Below are 17,456 nucleotides of genomic sequence, written 5' to 3'. Positions count from 1 at the left end.
TCAACCTACTCCATATTATTCCGGAGCTCATCGCAAGGTGGGTTCCGGTTTTTTTATCCCCCGTTGCCGGTTGCTTATCTTACGGGCATCTTACCTGATGGTGGTTCAGCTACGCTGCTTACTAAGTAGGTGGCGCGGACGCGGGATGCAAAGTGCGGAAATGAAGAGCAATGATTAGAACTACGTTGATACTGCTGTTGATCGTTGGCAGCTGCTGGGGCTGTGACCATCTTCCTTTAGCCGATGAACGTGCCCGGCCGGAGCCGCCGGCTTTGCCGGCAGAGGTGATCTCGGCTGATCCATTTGTGAACCTGACGGCAAGCAAAATGAATGTGGTGTACGTTGGTTTCCCCAACCCACTGAATCTGCGCAGTACCGGAATTGACCTCAATGACCTCACTTTAATTGCGTCACCTCCAGGGTACATTACGCAACATGAAAAGGAATATGAGCTGAACGTCTCTGCCGTGGGAATTCAGATGGTTAAAGTCCTGAACAAGGGGATCTTGATAAATGAATTCACCTTCCGGGCTAAATCAATTCCGGATCCAGTCGCCAAATTAGGTGGCATCTCTTCAGGTAAAATGGGGGCAGGACAATTCAAAGCGCAGCGTGGACTCTTCGCAATGCTTGATAATTTTGATTTTGACGTCAGGTGCATGATCACCGGTTTTTCGGTAACCCGACACGCTCTGGAGGAGGACCGGCAAACGGAAACTAACAAGGGAGGCAACATCGAAGGTAAATCGAACCAATTGATGCTGAAGGCGGAGCCGAAGGACATCTATACGTTTACGGACGTGCGCGCTAAATGTCCCGGGGATAAGGCTAACCGAACGCTGAACTCGTTGGTGTTTGAGATACGGTAGCTGGCTCTACCAGCTTGAAGAAATTCCTCTTTTAGCGCCGATTTATTGATTTTCTAAATGAAAGTGTAGTGTCAGTAATGAGCTGTCCGGCTAAAGCCGGAGCTACACGTGTAGCCTCGGCTTCAGCCGGACAGCTCGCTTTAAAATTTGTCTTACACGCTACATCTAAGGGGCCTCGTTTAAGCTTAAGCCTTACTCCTATGAAATGTTTACTCCTCTACTTTGGAATAGCTGTTTGCCTATTCGCCTGCCAGGAGCCTCCGGCAGAAAAGCAATTAGTTACACCTACTCCAAACAGCCCTTCAGCAGACATTCTGCAAGAGAAACCATTTGTCAGTTTTTCGTTGGACAAGCAGAACATTGTTTACATAGGTGTCGATAATCCAGTAACCATCCATACGAATGGTCTTAAAGACAAAGATTTTACAATATCTACGTCTGCTGGCCTTAGCTATCGTGGAGGTCGAAGGTATGGTATCCTTCGTGGGCTTAAACAGGGCGCGGAGAAGATTATTGTTCTCCATAAAGGTGAAGTGCTTGATGAATATGTTGTTCGGGTGATGTGGATGCCAGATCCAAAGGCATATCTGGGGAATGCTACTTCGGGGGGATTTGAGGCGGAAGAATTTAGGGCCCAAAGAGGCATTCATGCGCTTATAAGATACATGGATATACAAGGCACTTGTCAAATAGTCGGCTTCAAATTGCTTAGGGTTTCGAAAGATAATGATCGTGATCGGTCAATAAACAAAGGCGGGAGTTTTGACGGTCCTACGAAGGCCATCATTCAAAGGGCAGAAGCTGGGGATGTCTATCAATTTACTCGAGTACTGGCTAAATGCCCGGGGGACGAAGTTAATCGGGAGTTGAACCCTCTGGCTTTTGAGATACGGTAGTCTTTGCTACTCGGTGCCAGCGATTTGCAATCGCACTTGGACCTAAGGCTCTATGAGCCGTAAGGAAACAGTATCCAGGTTTTAGCCGGGATATGCGAGGGTGTCGCTTCACCAAAGAATATACAAGGTCTTTTCCTACGGGCTCATAGAGCCCTCTCTCCAATCGCGATTACAAATCGCGGAGACCGGGGGGCAGCTCCTTAACATTGATCGCTTAACCTATCTTTGCACCCGCGTCCGCGCCCAAAAAACATGCTGAAAGCCATTCTCATCATCGCTGGTATTCTTTTTGTATTCCTGCTGATTAGTGGTTACCTACTGGCTACTCACGTATTGCCCTACGCCATCCTGCAACCCGGACACAAAACCGGGGACCAGACGCCGGGAAACTACGGCCTGCCCTATGAGCATTTTAAGCTACAGCCGGCGGGTAGCATTCAACTGGACGCTTTTTACGTTCCCGCTGTTGGTAAGGCCAGGGCGAATCTCATCATGCTTCACGGCGTGGGTAGCTGCAAGGAAGTTTACCTCAACTCCGTCGCCGAGCTGGTGAAAACAGGCTACAACGTTTTGCTTTGGGACCAACGCGCGCACGGCAAATCCGGTGGTAAATACCTAACCTACGGCGCTGCTGAAAAATACGACGTCAGCCTGGCCATCGACTGGTTGGAAGCCAAATCTCCTGACCTCTCTACCGGCATCTACGGTAATTCAATGGGAGGTGCAGTTGCCATCCAGAGTCTGGCACACGATAACCGGTTGAAATTTGGCCTCATCGAAAGCACATTCATCGACCTACGCACCGTAGCCAATGCCTACGGCCAACGGATGGGCGGAGTTCCGCTGCCGTTTTGGTTATCAGATTATGTACTGACCCGCGCCGGACAAATAGCTGACTTCGACCCGTTTTCCGTCCGTCCCGTCGATGTAGCCTCCAAGGTGACCCAACCAATAATGCACATCCACGGCGACGCAGATGCCAACATCAACGTTTCCCACGCACATGCATTGTTCGATGCTTATGCATCTAAGGACAAGCAGTTGTACATCGTCAACAACGGAGACCATGCCGACCTTTGGGAAAAGGGTGGGGAGGGGTATCGAGAGGCCTGGTTTGGGTTTTTACGCCGGATGCTGGAGTGAGTAATAAGAGAATAAGTGAAGGAGAGAATAATTGAATGGGCTACCGCAAGTACCGTTCGCGGCGCTGCGCTTGCTCACCTTTGGAGTGAAGGGGAGAATGGGCTACCGCAAGTACTTTTCGCGGCGCTTCGCTTGCTCACCTGAAGGGAGGATGGAGGAAAGGAGGTAGGTTTAGCCAGAAGAACCGCTCATGTAATTTGCTAACCTATGTGCCAAAATGAACGAAGGGAGCAATACCTTTCGGTAGCTCCCTTCGTCCCTTAATTCACTCTTAAAGGTGAGTCCGCGAAGCGGGCGAACGGTACTTGCGGAAGCCCCTTCACCCATTCTCCCCTTCCTGCATTCACTACGCGAGGTCGAACCGGTCAAGGTTCATCACCTTAGCCCAGGCGGCCACAAAGTCCTTCACGAGGCGTTCTTCGCCGTCACCGCTGCCGTATACTTCGGCAATGGCGCGAAGTTCGCTGTTGGAGCCAAAGATGAGGTCAGCACGGGTGCCGGTCATCTTCAGTTCACCGGTCTGGCGATCACGGCCTTCGAAGATGTACTCCTTTTCGTCCGTAGCTGCCCACTTAGTACTCAGGTTAAGCAGGTTAACGAAAAAGTCATTGGTCAGTGCACCGGGGCGGTCAGTGAAGACGCCGTAGTCGGAGCCATCGTAGTTGAGGTTGATGGCCCGCATACCGCCGATCAGGGCGGTCATTTCGGGTGCAGTCAGTGACAACAGGTTGGCGCGGTCAATCAGTAGTTCTTCCGTGTACATCGGCTTGGTACTGCCGATGTAGTTACGGAAGCCGTCGGTCCGTGGCTCGAGGGCTGCGAAAGACTCCACGTCGGTCTGTTCGTCGGTAGCGTCAGTACGACCTGGGGTGAAGGGTACGGTGACGTTGTAGCCACCAGCTTCAGCAGCCTGTTCTACGGCAGCTCCGCCAGCTAACACGATCAGGTCAGCAAGGGATACTTTCTTGCCGCCAGACTGGCCGGCGTTGAATTCCTGCTGGATGCCTTCCAGCGTTTTCAGCACCTTCGCAAGTTGGGTCGGGTTGTTGACCGCCCAATCTTTCTGTGGGGCCAGGCGAATGCGGGCGCCGTTGGCGCCACCGCGCTTGTCTGAGTCACGGTAGGTGGAAGCGGAAGCCCAGGCGGTAGAAGCCAGTTCCGAAACCGACAGGCCGGAAGCCAGGACCCGACGCTTAAGTTCGGCAACATCGGCGTCATTGATCAGCTCGTGGTCAACTGCCGGTACGGGATCTTGCCAGATCAGCACTTCAGCGGGTACTTCAGGACCAAGGTAGCGGTCACGTGGACCCATGTCGCGGTGCGTCAGTTTGTACCAGGCACGGGAGAAGGCTTCGGCGAAGGCTTCCGGATCTTTGTGGAAACGCTCGGAAATCTTGCGGTATGCCGGATCAACGCGTAATGCGAGGTCAGAGGTCAGCATGGTTGGCTGGTGGCTCTTGGTGGGGTCGTGAGCATCTGGTACAGTACCTGCACCAGCGCCGTCTTTCGGTTTCCACTGGTGGGCGCCTGCGGGGCTTTTGGTCAGTTCCCATTCGTAGCCGAACAGGTGGTTGAAATAGTCATTTGACCATTGCGTGGGTTTGGTTGTCCAGGCGCCTTCCAGGCCACTGGTGATGGTGTCTCCACCTTTGCCAGTACCGAGGGTGCTCAACCAACCCTGGCTCTGGGCCTCGATTGGTGCGCCGGCAGGTTCTGCCTGGACGTGCTTTACGTCTCCGGCACCGTGCGTTTTACCGAAGGTATGACCACCGGCGATAAGTGCCACGGTTTCCTCGTCGTTCATGGCCATACGGCCGAACGTCTCCCGAATGTCGTTGGCGGAGAGCTGTGGATCGGGGTTGCCGTTGGGGCCTTCCGGGTTAACGTAAATAAGGCCCATTTGTACGGCAGCGAGCGGGTTCTCCAGAACCCGTTCTTCGGTATAGCGGGCATCATCGAGCCACTCTTTCTCAGAGCCCCAGTAGATCTCCTTTTCCGGTTCCCATACGTCGGCACGGCCACCGGCGAAGCCGAAGGTCTCGAAGCCCATGGTTTCCAGGGCTACGTTGCCGGCCAGGATCATGAGGTCGGCCCAGGATAGCTTGCGGCCATACTTTTGCTTGATGGGCCACAGGAGAAGGCGGGCCTTATCCAGGTTACCGTTGTCGGGCCAGCTGTTCAGCGGCGCGAAGCGCTGCGTGCCGGAACCGGCACCACCACGGCCATCAGAGATACGGTAAGTACCGGCACTGTGCCAGGCCATCCGAATCATGAAGGGGCCGTAGTGACCGTAGTCGGCTGGCCACCAATCCTGAGAGTCCGTCATCAGGTCAGCAAGGTCTTTTTTTGCTGCCGCGAGGTCCAGGCTTTTAAATTCTTCTGCGTAGTCAAAATCTTCCCCCATTGGGTCCGTGAGACTGGAGTGCTGGCGTAAAATTTCAACCTTGAGTGCATTTGGCCACCAATCCTTATTGGAGGTGCCCGCACTTGTGCTTTTTTGCTCTTTCGTACCGCCCAGATATGGGCACATGCTGGCGTCGGTTGAGCCGTTTGAGTTTTTCATTCCTTCCATGGAGTATTGAGTTTTTGGTTTAGTTAGAGGAGGTTTGTGGGAGTTCCCTATATAGAATCATAAAAGTAGGGTGAAGGTTGTCATTATGAAAATTGATTATATTTTTCGTTGATAGTTATTTACTATGAAGGTGAAAATACACATTGGTTATCCTGGACGAAGTCCGGGGAAACGGACGGACAGATTTTTCTGTACGACGTGCAGTCCCAGGTAATTCAATGTATAGTGGCTACGCGACATGCACTCAAATGACCTATCTCTGCACCTGCGACCGCGCCCTTATTTTTAGAGAATGCAGAAAAAAACACACGTTTTCAAACTGCGCAAAAAGGTTGCGCAGTGGTGTATGCTTCTTTGTGTCGTTCAACGGAACAAGCGTTTAAAGACCGGTGGGTGGAAGGCACTTCACGGATGTCACATTTCACCCTCCGGAATCTTTCTCAATTTTAGTAGGCTCGGTCATCAGAAGTAAGACCTCTTGCAGCTCATCAATTTTGAAGCGACCGGGCCTACTAAATAAATGAGCAAGTTTGAAACTTATCGGACTTTACTTACCATTATAATCCCGGCCAAAAGCTATTCCGGACAGTTACGAAGGGCGTTACTTCGTTAGGATCGACCCCCCCATCGCCCCTCACCTTTTCTTCCGGAATTTTTTTAGTCTAATTACGTGGCAGTAAGGCAGTGGGTTACTTCGATTGGACCGGTGTGGGCGTAACAGCCCTCCGGTAGAAATTCGTCCGTAAAGGCGTCTCCCTCTCCGGTTTTCTCCACGTATTTAATTGACAACCCGGATGTACCACGGTAACATCCATAAAGACCTGCACGACAGTAAGGATAGGAGATACTTCGATTTCTTTCATCCCGCAGCCCCGCCAAACAAATGCCAGGCGAGGCGGCACCACGACCCACTCCTCCCGGTTTTCTTCGTGCAATAATATATTTCTTTTTTGTCCCGCGAACCCTAGCGGGTACTGACCCTTAAACACCTGAAACCATGTCTCGTTTTAATATTTTTTCCCGCAAGCCCCAATCCACCGACACCGAGATGACCGTCAACCGTGCCGGTGGAGAGGCTTACCGCACCAGCGCGGAGTACCGCCTGGCCAGCCTCTTGATGACCAACTTCGTTACCGACCAGTACTACCGGACGATCTCCGAGTCTCTGAATGAACTAAAGGAGTTGATCAAAGAAGTCGATCCTGGTTTTGCCGCCCGCGCGGCGGTTTATGCCCGGCACGAATTTGGTATGCGGACCATCACGCACGTCGCTGCTGCCTTGCTGAGCAAGCGCCTCTCCGGCCACGCCGAAGCCCGTGCTTTTTATGACCGGATCGTATTCCGGCCCGATGACATGCTGGAGATTACCGCTGCGCTGCGTGCCCTTCACGATGCTAAGCTGACCAACGGTATGAAGAAGGGTTTTGCTACCGCCTTCGACCGTTTCGACGGCTACCAGCTGGCGAAGTACCGCGCAGAGGGTAAGGCCGTTAAGCTGGTGGATCTGGTGAATATGGTTCACCCCGTACCAACCCAGCGTAACGCAGAAGCCCTGCAAATGCTGGTGGATGGTACCCTGACCAACACCCAGACCTGGGAGGCGAAGCTAAGTGCCGCCGGTACGGAGGCCACCAGTGCTGAAGACAAGGCCAGCCGGAAGGCTGCCGCGTGGACGGAGCTGGTGAAAGAAGGTAAGTTGGGCTACTTCGCCCTGTTGCGTAACCTCCGTAACCTGCTGGAGCAAGCCCCTGAGCTGATGCCCCTGATTTGCGCGCAATTGACGGACGGGGTACGCCTGCGTAAGAGCAAAGTATTGCCTTTCCGCCTACTGACTGCTTACAAGCAGATTACCGACAGTACGCCCGCAGCGCGCCTGGTCCGTTCTGCCCTGGAAACGGCTGCCGACCTGGCTTGTGCCAACATGCCCGCCCTGGAAAACACCCTCGTGGTGGTCGACAACAGTGGCTCGATGAGTAGCCCCGTCGCCGGTTCTCAGCACGTTAAGTGTAACGAAACGGGTGCGCTGTTCGCCTTCGCCCTGGCGAAGCGCAGCAACGCTGATCTGATGGAATTCGGTACCTCCTCCCGGATGATCTCCTACAACCTGCGGCAGTCGGCGCTGGACTTCGCCCGCAAGTTCGAACACCAGAACGAGGTGGGCCACGGTACGGACTTCAAGTCCATTTTCCAGGGCCTGCAACGCAGCTACGACCGCATTGTGATCTTCTCCGATATGCAGGGCTGGGTGGGCCACTGGTCGCCAAAGGAAGCTTTTGCGAAATACCGTAAGCGGACCGGCGCTGACCCATTCCTGTACATGGTGGACCTGCGCGGCTACGGCACACTGCAGTTTCCCGAAAGTAAGGTGGCCACGCTTGCTGGTTTCTCGGAGAAGATGTTCGAGACTATGGCACTTGCGGAGGCTGATCCCCGTGCGTTGATCCACCGGATCGAGGCCATTGAGCTGTCATGAACTTGGTTATTTATTCCGTTTTTGGATGCACCCCCTTCTGGCTTTGGCTGGGAGGGGGTTTTCTAGTTGTTAGGATGTCAAGTTTTCGAGTTATCGGGTTTTCTAGTTGTCAGGATGTCAAGTTGTCGGGTTTTCGAGTTGTCAGGATATCGATTTGTCCTTGACGAGCGTAGCGAGCGCCTATTTGCGGCAGCACTCCCTGACTACTTGACTAATAAGGGCGGGGCCGCAGGTGCAAGGGAGGTCGAATTGAGCAGGGGGAGAAAATGCGGGGAACGAAGATTGGCAACTTAGGTTCGAGGTGTGTTTCCAGTGCCTAATTAGGAGCTAAGTAATTGCGGCCTGGGGGGATGTTGTTAGTCGTAAGTGGGTAGTTTTGGCGTTTAAATCGTATGTTACAGAGTATTAAGAACTAAACCTGCCCATAAATGCACTTGCCCATAAAGAAGCTTTCCAGCGTTAACAGTTTAACGCATGAGGGGAAGGTAATTGTCTTTGTAACTACTGAATCAACTGGCGATCATCCCCAAACCGGGAAACCATTCACCTTTGGTAAGGTCTATTACACCGTCCGTCAAGATGGTTTTGAAGACAATACCGACCGTACGGCTATGGTGGGCTGGAAGTACTGGTCCTTGCTGCCCTTTATTGATGAAAAGCCTGACGTTTCGGTTCGTGAAAAGGAGCGTGAAAATAACGATCTTATTCGCTCTCGCTACTTGAGATCGGGTAGCATCGGGGCCGTCGCGCAGGTGCAAGTTGTGTCCCTGCGTGAAACCATTTACGTCTTTCGTATCCACCGGGAAACGGGCAACGTATTGGTTGATCGCTTCATCCTCAACGGGCTCACCAACGAATTGATGCCAAAGCTGGAAGTACGCTACAAGCGCAGCCGACGCAAGTACACGGCGAACGCCAAAATGAAGATCGTCAATGGCCGACTTGAGGGGGTCGACTCCCTAGACTTTCGCGATGCCAACGAGTGGGCATTCAGCGAACCAACCAAGGAATTGAGCTTTTTGCCACGGCCGGGCAACGGCCAATTTGCTGTAACAACATTACCCACTGCTGACAAAGACGCTGACCGCTGGCACGTCTTCCTGCCGGGTAGAGATGAGAACGAACAGGAATTTGTGCGTGCGGTGGCTTTTCGCTCTGACCGACACGGCGAGTTTCAGCTAGACGATGAGTTGGTCGTTGAACCCGCCAAAGATGAGAACGCCCGGCCGCTAGTACGTTCGGTACCTGCCGTCATCGAACGACGTTTCCTGCTGGATAATCCGCTTGCCGACGGCCTGGCCGTAACGGTATACAACCTGCAAACAGAACAAGCCACCGAGGTCGGGCCACAATTGCTCAAAGGAGCGACCCGCCTGTTGCTGGCCTACAATACCCAGGACGAACGGACTGCTGCCCTCAGCTTCGGCGTATCACCTGACGGACTACTATCATTGATTGATGCCCAAGCCGACGGCCACGATGAGTTGAGGGCCGCAAAACGTCAAGAAATTTTTCTGCCCATAAGACACTTGGAGGAAGTTCAGGCTCTGGGGCCCGCAATGCCCTTGCCCAATGGCAAAGTGAAGGCCATCAGCAGAGGAGAGCGAGATCAGACTATAGTACATACTAAAGATGCACACGGCCTGAACCGCTTCGACCGCGTGGAGTTGAATGGCAAAAAAAGTTTCAACGGTCACTATCTGGTACGAAAGTTAGGCGACAACCAATTCAGTCTCGAACAAAACTGGGAAGACGCCGAACTCGGCGAATGGCAACTGCTGCCCGAAGACCCGGAAAAAGGACTGGCCTTCGAAGGGCTCATCACCTCCATCGAGCAGGAGGGCAACGAAATACGCTTTACCACCGCCCTTGATCATGGTTTGGAAAACGAGCTAGAAGTACTGATCAAAAACCACCAGGCACTGGCCGGTGAGTTCGAGATCAAGCCGGTAGACAAACATTCCTTTCTCATTGCGACCGACTGGGACCCCGTGCAAGTAATCAATCTTTTCGTTGAAGCTGCTCGTCGTAAAGGCTTGGTTTTCGATGGCGTAAATGATGCTGCTTTTGTTGAAGATGTGCTGCTAGATTCGGTTCGCCAGGATACTTCCTTCGGCCATACGTACTCCTGTTGGGTAAAGCCTGATGCTTCGCGCCTGAGAGAAGAACAATTATTGCTTGCTGAAGCTGGCGGTGCGCTCACCCTTACGTTACAGAATGGGCATCCGGTGGTGAATATTAAGTTACCGGAAGGCCACTTTACGCTGTCTGACCCCAACCCAGTGCCAGGAGACAGCTGGACTAACCTGGCGGTAGTGATGGAGCGATCGGAAGCCTACGGCCCCCTACAACTCAGGCTGTATCGAAATGCTACTCTTGTGCCCGCCGAGCAACATAGGAAGGATGATCCTAGTCAATCTTTCGCAACGTTTTCAGACCAGGGATTGCGTTTCAAAGAAGGTGGCGGCGAAGCCAGGTTTTATTTAACCCAGAAGCAGCCAATTCCCAATGCTGACTTCACGATTGAAGCCTGGCTGCGACCTGCGACGGTAGCTGAAAATCGTCCGATTTGGCAAAGCATCATGTATGATCGAAGCGGCCCGGTCAAAATTAGGACATTCGGTGCGCTCAGTATTCGCCATGGTGGATGCTTGAGTATGCACATTGGCCTGCTGCAGAAAGACGGTAGCGCGCTTCAGGTGGAGGCAGTATCCAGGGCAGACCTGCAAAAAGAGGAGTGGAGCCATCTGGCAGTTATTGGCCGTTTTGCCGAAGGCGGCAATACCATCCAGTTTATCATTAATGGTCAGGCAGAAGTACCGGTTTCTATTGCCGACGGTCATCCTGTTTGGGACAATGCTTCCCATTCTTTGGCCCATTCCAAGCCTAAGGTGGGGCTTTTTCTGGATCGCCCCCGGTATTACGAGGGGGAGATCGGACAGTTTCGTATTTGGTCCAGGGCACTCGGATTGAAGCGTATTCTCCACCTTGCACAAGTACCATCCCTTCCCGGAACCAAAGGACTCCTATTCGATTTCCTGAATTGGCCTAAGAAAAGAGTGACAGGCGATTTAAGCGGAGAGCACCTACAGTATTTTGGAGAAGTTGAAACCTGCGGGAGTCCAATACAGGACTACGGAATCTCCGGCGAGCTGGCGAGCAAGGCGTTCGCCACCTACCAACAACCGAACTGGAGCGGCAACTTTCACTTTGGTGGGCTTGCCCCAACTCGGGCTTTGAGCCTACGGGGGGCGGAACGGTTTTCTACTGCTGAGGGCAGGAGTTTGCCGATGCAGGTAAGTAGAAAAAACTTCACTTTTACGACTTGGCTAAGCACAAAAACCGGAGGGGTGCTCTGGTCGGTGGGTGACGTTAAAGATGGTCAGGGCCAATACATTGCGCTTCAAAATGAGGGAATAACCCTGGGGGATTATTCTTCCAAGGAGGTTAGGATAATACCCGCTCAGCAGCTGTTTGACGGCGAATGGCACCTGCTTTCTATCCGATACGAACACCCTTCCGATCAATCCCAGGATGCCGTGGTGATCGTCTTTATCAATGGTGCACAGTATGCTATATCTTCGGTTAAAACCTTTACCCTGGAGGGAGCCACCGGATTACAGATAGGTGGCCTTTTGCACGGTGCCGCCGTGAATTCAGAAGGCAGTAACGACATCGAAGCATCGAATATCGAATTGGCGCACCTGCGTTTTTGGTCGTACTTGCGCACTAACGAGCAGATCGCCTCCGAGCTTCACCACTTACCCAGTGGAGCGGAATCTGGACTAGCGGCCTACTGGCCGCTAGACAACGATAAGTTGCGGGACCTGAGCGCCCAAAAACTCAACCTGACTGGCGATACTGATCCGACACTGGTGGAGCGTCCTACTCAGGTTTTTGGCTCGATTGGTGGCCTGCGCGGCACCCTGGCCGAGGTCCGTATCTGGAATACTGCACTAAGCACGGAGTACCAAAAATCTTCCCTCTTCCTCCCGCTCATTGGTAAGGAATACCGACTGGCGGGCAACTGGCGGATGGGTGCCATCTGGGAACAGGACCGGCGTTTTACCGACTTTTCCAACTTCGGTAACGACGGGCACGTCTTCGGAGATGTCTACCTAAGCCCCGACAGCCTTCGCCGCCGCCTGGGGCCGACACCGACCGCTCCCCTAGCTACGATGTATCGCCATGACGATCTCGTAGCCGTAAGTGCTCGGGCCGTCTACGAAGAATCGATGGAATTTAGACTCCTTGATAACGACCGTAAGCCGATCCGCAGCAAACAAGCGGCGGCTAAGGCTTTCTGCTTCGCCCTCCGGGGCAAGACTGGTCGCTCGGCCCGCGATTGGGTAGGGAGCGATGCGTTTAATCCACAAATTGTTAGCCAGGTAATCGGTGAAGCGATTGACGAGCAAGCGGGTAAAAATAACAAAAACTTCGGCTGGTTTCGAGCAGTCTGTCGCTTTGTGATACCGGATGGCGTAGCCCTTTTTCGGGTGTTCGGCATGGACAAAGTAGTGGGCGATTGGCACTGGATGGAAATCAGGCGCCACCGCCTCACCCACATCAGCCATGCAGTTAGCCGGGTGACCTACGAAGATTCCTATAAAGAACTACCAACTATTGGGCAGGGACCTACGGATACCCGGGCATCGCGGGTGATGATACGGCTACGGAAAAATCAGATAGTGAGCCATCGCGAGCGGCTGGTACAGTTGGAAGAATGGATTTGGGAGGCTGAGGAAAATAAACAAACTCTGCAAGATCAAATCAATGAGAAAAAGCTAACATGGGATAACGAACTGAAAAAACAGCAGGAGGCCCAGGCTAAACTCGATTCCTTGCATCAGCAAAAAAATGTCCTTCTATCTTACCGTTTCCGGATTAAAGCTCGCCACAGTGGAAAATACTTGTCGCTGCCACGTGAAATAAGTACTTATAATCCGATAGAGGGCAAGGGATTCAGTGCTGTTACCCAGCAAGATTTTGATAAGGTTAGCTTCCTTCAAGAATTTAAGCTTGTACAGGTTGACGAAAAGCATTTCAATATACTATTGGCGGAGGGCGAAACTGCCTATTACCTGTCTGCAATAGTCAGTATTCAAACGATAATTAGAAATAGGTTAAAAGATGGGCAAGTTCATTCCGGGACAGATAGTTTAGTAACGGGGAAAAGCACTTCGCTATTTGTCCTTCGCTCGAAGAACTTGGGCTTCGAAAAATTTGAAAAGAAAGATGCTTTTTTTTGGATGTGGAAACCACTAAGCGGTTTAAAACAACCAGTGAATTCGAGATTTCAGGGGCCGATAACTGGACAGAAGAATTATTAAATTATCAACAGGTAGTAGCTGCGGGTCAAATTGGGTATGGGATTAACGTGAAGGGAACGGGGACGGCCTTCGATATAGAAGGGGGAAATAGAAGAAACGGTGCAAAGTGCATTCAATGGACTTACAATACCCCGAGTGACAATCAAATTTTTTACCTGGAACTTCAGCATGGAACTTCTAACCATCAAGAGACGAAAAAAGGGCTTGAAGAACTGTCTAAGTTGGACGAAACAATACCCCAGCTAAAAGAAGCTTACGACGCCTTACTCGCCCAAAAAGCTGATGGCAAAGACTTGGAAGATTGGAAACTTGAACGTAGTGCATTGATTGATGAAATCAATCAGGCCTACGCTACGATCAGCGAGTCACAAGCTGACTATAAGCAGGCTGTTGAGCAGCTACAAAACGAGGCCGTGGCCCTGCCCGAATTGGTGGCCAATGATCCAAACGATCTGAAGACCAAAGGGGCTTACCTCGGCTTCGTCCGGGCCACTGATCAACTCTCCCTCCTTGAGAATTGCGAAGGCCAGGTGCAACTTAGTTATGGTGACCGCTTCGGGCGACTTCGACAAACTGCCTACGACGTCACTGCGGACAGTAGGAACCCTTACTTTGAAGAGTGGATTCCAGACGGGCCGAAGCTGGCATTAGAGATTGGAGAGGATACTAAACTGGTCCCCGCAAAGCCTTTCCAGCTCGGCTCAGAGTACAGCATCGAATGGTGGATGAATTGCCCGATGGGCCGGACAAAGGAAGCCATGACAGAAAATGTTCTTGGCGTGTCCTTACTCAGCACGGAACAAGGAATCCAACTACCCATTCTCAGCTCTCGCAAACTTTTGGATAGCGATGGTAAAAAAGAGGCTGAAACGAACAATATTCATTTCTCGGTAAAGTCTGAAGACGGACTACTACCATTGAATTTTGTAGATGATCTGTCTGAAGGCTGGCACCACTTTGGTTTGGTGAAGCGGGGTACTGGCGATCACTCCAGCGTCGAATTGTACCTGGACGGCGAACCATACCTCAACCTATTGGAGTTTGTTGAGCAACAGATAAAACTTGCTCAGGAAGAAATAGAAAATCAGGAGGAAGCGGAAGAAAAAAAGCAAAAACTAAAGCTTGCCATTCGAGAAGAGTGGATGGGGCATTATGGAGCTTTTGACCGGGTTGGGCGGCAAAACATAAACGAAATAGCCAAGGCAAGGTCTGCAAATGGAGAAATTCAATTAGCTGAGTTGCGCCTTTGGAAAGTCGCCCTCGACCCCGAAGAGATGGCTACCAACAGTAAAATAGAACTCAGCGGCCAGGAACCTGGCCTGCTTGCTTACTATAAATTGAACGAGGGCCGCGGCACCCACATCCGCAACTTTGCGCATACAGGGTCCGACTACAGTCTTGAACTGCAAGGCGAAGCCAATTGGGCGGCCTTCGACCCCACCATCGGTGGACTTAACCGACGGGTAACGTACTTCCCCAATAGCCGCTTGAACCATAATCAGCAAACACCCAAAGCCGTCGTTCAGCTTCAATCAATAAACGATTATCGAGCTTGCCCAATTGGCCGAATCAGCTTCTGGTGTAAGCTCGATCATAGGCAGGGCTATTCGCAGTTGGTCGCCATTCGTTTCGCTAAGGAGATAAAATTTGCACTCGTCGTGGACCGGGAGGGTAAACTTTACACGGACAATTATCCGCTCGATACTGACGCAGAGGGTAATCTGTCCGCCAAAAGTGCAGCGCCGAAGTATGACGTTCTTCTTGATCGCCCCTTCCCTTTCGGCAGCTGGGTCCACGTTACGCTTAACCAGACCGTCTCCTATAGGCTGGATATTTATCTCGATGGCACCTTAGTAGGCTACAGTAGTAGTTTGGTCATTCCAAAGATTGGTAGAGGAAATGAAAATATAAGTTTGGAGTTTGGTTGGCAACGTTCTGAGATGGCTCAATTCGCACTTTATGACCGGCCAACCACGAAGGAATGGATTGGGAAACATTTCCGCGATCATATTCAGCCGGAGTCTGCCGTAAATGGCCGAGCGGCGGGCCTTGCTGTCTACTTCCCTTTCGACCGTGAAGTTGACGAAAACGGCCAGCTGGAAAACCTGGTCGATCCCTTACGTCCGATGACCGTTTCTGAGGACTATGCTGTCCGTTTACACCGGGCGATAGACCTGCCCCTGAGGATTAAAAACACCCTTAGTAATGAGTACACTTCGGTAGCCATCAACCCCGATACCGGTGAAAAGAAGGCCATGATGCGCCGCTTTTTTGCGCTGCCTGATGCTAACGGTCTTCAACTCTACGCCAATAAACGGGTGGAAGAATTGGAACTTCTCTGGATCGGCAACGCCCAGTTCAAACCCACCCTATTGGGCTACATCGAAGGCGCACCACCCGTGCCCAGCGAGAACATGACCAAAAGCTGGATGCTGGAACGCTACGGCGGTGCCACTTCGGTATCCCTGGTGAGCAGGGAAGACACTGTCTACAATTGGAAACGGAGTGAAAACACTTCCGTAGGTTTTGGCATCAACCTCTTCCTGGGCGGTGCAGGTGATATCGCGCTAAATGCCCCTTTTCTTGGTAGAATTAAGCTGGGAAAAATAAAAGGCGGCCTAAGGGGGGCACTTGATTTCGCGTACAATTATTTGAATGAGTCCAGTGTCAGTTCTTCTTCGGCCAACCTAACGGCGGATAAACTATCCCTGAGTGGAACCCCCGAAACTAAGCCCAAATTCCCACACCTTGGCCGTAGATACATCCCTAAGAACGTCGGTTATGCACTGGTAACTTCCGCCATTGCGGATGTATACGTACTGCGCCTGAGCCGCTCTAAAAAAATGGTGGCTTACGAAGTCCAGCCTAATAAAGACCTTCCGCCAGACGTCAACACCATCAGCTTTCTCATCAATCCGGCTTACACCATGAACGGTAGTCTGGATGGCCTCACGGGCACTCAGGCAACCAGCCAGCGCTACTTTCGTCAGGTACCCGAAATGCGCGCGCAATATGGTTCACTTTATCCGGCCAGCTACTTCCGGTTACATGAAGCTTATGACCTCAAAAAACAAATTGACAAAGAGGATAAACGCCGTGCGCTATACTTCGACAACTTCAACAGCCGCCTAGCCAATAAGGCCAGCCTGGACAGCAATGTGAATAACGAAGAGTTCGACCCCGGAGCAATAGGCGTTAACAGTGACGTGAATCGCCCGACTACCGATGCGGAAGGAAATACGCTTTCGCAAGAAGACCAAATGGATGCTGCTGCTGACGACAGAGATAAACTTCAGGATGTAGCCCAGGAAAAAGCAGATGCCATTAGTGAGGCTACGGAAAAACGCAAAAAGGAAATTGAATCCTCCATCGAAAACGAAGACCATCAGGCCAACGCCAGTTATCAACTGGCGCGCTGGCAAGAAAAAATGGAAGAGCTTCAAATCAGATCAAGTAAACGTAACATCGTCAATACTTACGTTTGGGATGCCAATGGTGGCTTACGTGCGGAAAGCCAGCAGTTTGCCAACGTGATCCAACACACCATTGGCGGCTCGATCGACATAAAGGGTGCTTTGGGTAGCGAACTATCCATTGAATTGGGCTTGTTCGCCGAACTAAAAATGATGGCCACTGCTGGCCGAAACCAACAAATGTCTAAGACCGTTACGAACAGCAAAGGTTTTGCCCTGGATGTCAATGTTTCTGGCGTAGAAGGTACGGGGGTGACCGATCATGACGACAATCCGCTGATGCCGGGGGAGAAAGTGGGACGCTACCGTTTCATGAGTTACTACCTGGAGGGGGCCACCAGTCACTTCCATGATTTCTTCAACCAGGTCGTTGATCCGGAGTGGCTCCAGAGCAACAGCGAAGATGCCCGTGCGCTGCGCCAGACACAGGCTGGAAAAGCTAATTCTACCTGGCGGATCTTGCACCGGGTCACCTACGTTAGCCGGCCTGCCCTCAAAGGATTTGGAAAAGACACCCGCGAACTACGCAAAATCCCCCAACCGATAATTGATCCTTTGGAGGAGATGCAGGAGCATATGCGCGAGATTTTGAAATTGTTGGGAAAGGAGTAGCAAACTCTTTTCAACATTGTTGTTTTCGTGGACGCGGCCACCGAGAGTCACTTCGCTCGTAGAGGTCACGCATTATGCTGGGTATTAT

The 17,456-nt window shown here is 51.8% G+C and carries 7 protein-coding genes; 6 read left to right on the top strand and 1 reads right to left on the bottom strand.

Annotation, left to right across the window (positions count from 1 at the left end; all coding sequences use genetic code 11):
* Positions 1-170: 170 nt before the first annotated feature.
* The 3 genes from B036_RS0104685 (at position 171) to B036_RS0104675 (ending at position 2,908) form a co-directional block, all read left to right on the top strand.
* Complete coding sequence (locus B036_RS0104685; RefSeq protein WP_083926132.1) at positions 171-869, top strand: GldM family protein; 699 nt, start codon at positions 171-173, stop codon at positions 867-869.
* A gap of 200 nt (positions 870-1,069) precedes the next feature.
* Positions 1,070-1,765: a GldM family protein gene (locus tag B036_RS28080; protein ID WP_020567530.1), complete on the top strand. Its 696-nt coding sequence runs from the start codon at positions 1,070-1,072 to the stop codon at positions 1,763-1,765.
* A 252-nt stretch (positions 1,766-2,017) separates the two neighbouring features.
* Complete coding sequence (locus B036_RS0104675; protein ID WP_020567529.1) at positions 2,018-2,908, top strand: alpha/beta hydrolase; 891 nt, start codon at positions 2,018-2,020, stop codon at positions 2,906-2,908.
* 346 nt (positions 2,909-3,254) lie between these two features.
* Here B036_RS0104675 and katG read toward each other — a convergent pair whose 3' ends face one another.
* A complete protein-coding gene (gene katG, locus B036_RS0104670) occupies positions 3,255-5,480 on the bottom strand; it encodes a catalase/peroxidase HPI (protein ID WP_020567528.1) in 2,226 nt (741 codons plus the stop codon).
* 997 nt (positions 5,481-6,477) lie between these two features.
* On the opposite strand from katG, the gene B036_RS0104660 reads away from it, so the two are divergent.
* The 3 genes from B036_RS0104660 (at position 6,478) to B036_RS0104650 (ending at position 17,368) form a co-directional block, all read left to right on the top strand.
* Positions 6,478-7,953: a TROVE domain-containing protein gene (locus tag B036_RS0104660; RefSeq protein ID WP_026231694.1), complete on the top strand. Its 1,476-nt coding sequence runs from the start codon at positions 6,478-6,480 to the stop codon at positions 7,951-7,953.
* A 428-nt stretch (positions 7,954-8,381) separates the two neighbouring features.
* On the top strand, positions 8,382-13,283 hold the full coding sequence (locus B036_RS0104655) for a LamG-like jellyroll fold domain-containing protein (RefSeq protein ID WP_020567526.1): 4,902 nt from the start codon (positions 8,382-8,384) through the stop codon (positions 13,281-13,283).
* Positions 13,205-17,368 carry a hypothetical protein gene (locus tag B036_RS0104650; RefSeq protein WP_157472036.1) on the top strand — a complete coding sequence of 1,388 codons (4,164 nt, stop codon included), beginning with the start codon at positions 13,205-13,207 and terminating at the stop codon, positions 17,366-17,368. The genes B036_RS0104655 and B036_RS0104650 overlap by 79 nt, the downstream gene beginning before the upstream one ends.
* The last annotated feature ends 88 nt before the right edge of the window (positions 17,369-17,456 follow it).

This window comes from Neolewinella persica DSM 23188 (genome assembly GCF_000373105.1).
Lineage (GTDB): Bacteria > Bacteroidota > Bacteroidia > Chitinophagales > Saprospiraceae > Neolewinella > Neolewinella persica.
Note: the sequence above shows the minus strand (reverse complement) of the source record. Positions and strands in the feature narration are given on the sequence as shown.

Excerpts from the sequence above, each read along its gene's own strand:
- B036_RS0104685 (WP_083926132.1), top strand. The coding sequence starts at position 171 with ATGATTAGAACTACGTTGATACTGCTGTTGATCGTTGGCAGCTGCTGG.
- B036_RS28080 (WP_020567530.1), top strand. The coding sequence starts at position 1,070 with ATGAAATGTTTACTCCTCTACTTTGGAATAGCTGTTTGCCTATTCGCC.
- B036_RS0104675 (WP_020567529.1), top strand. The coding sequence starts at position 2,018 with ATGCTGAAAGCCATTCTCATCATCGCTGGTATTCTTTTTGTATTCCTG.
- katG (WP_020567528.1), bottom strand. The coding sequence starts at position 5,480 with ATGGAAGGAATGAAAAACTCAAACGGCTCAACCGACGCCAGCATGTGC.
- B036_RS0104660 (WP_026231694.1), top strand. The coding sequence starts at position 6,478 with ATGTCTCGTTTTAATATTTTTTCCCGCAAGCCCCAATCCACCGACACC.
- B036_RS0104655 (WP_020567526.1), top strand. The coding sequence starts at position 8,382 with ATGCACTTGCCCATAAAGAAGCTTTCCAGCGTTAACAGTTTAACGCAT.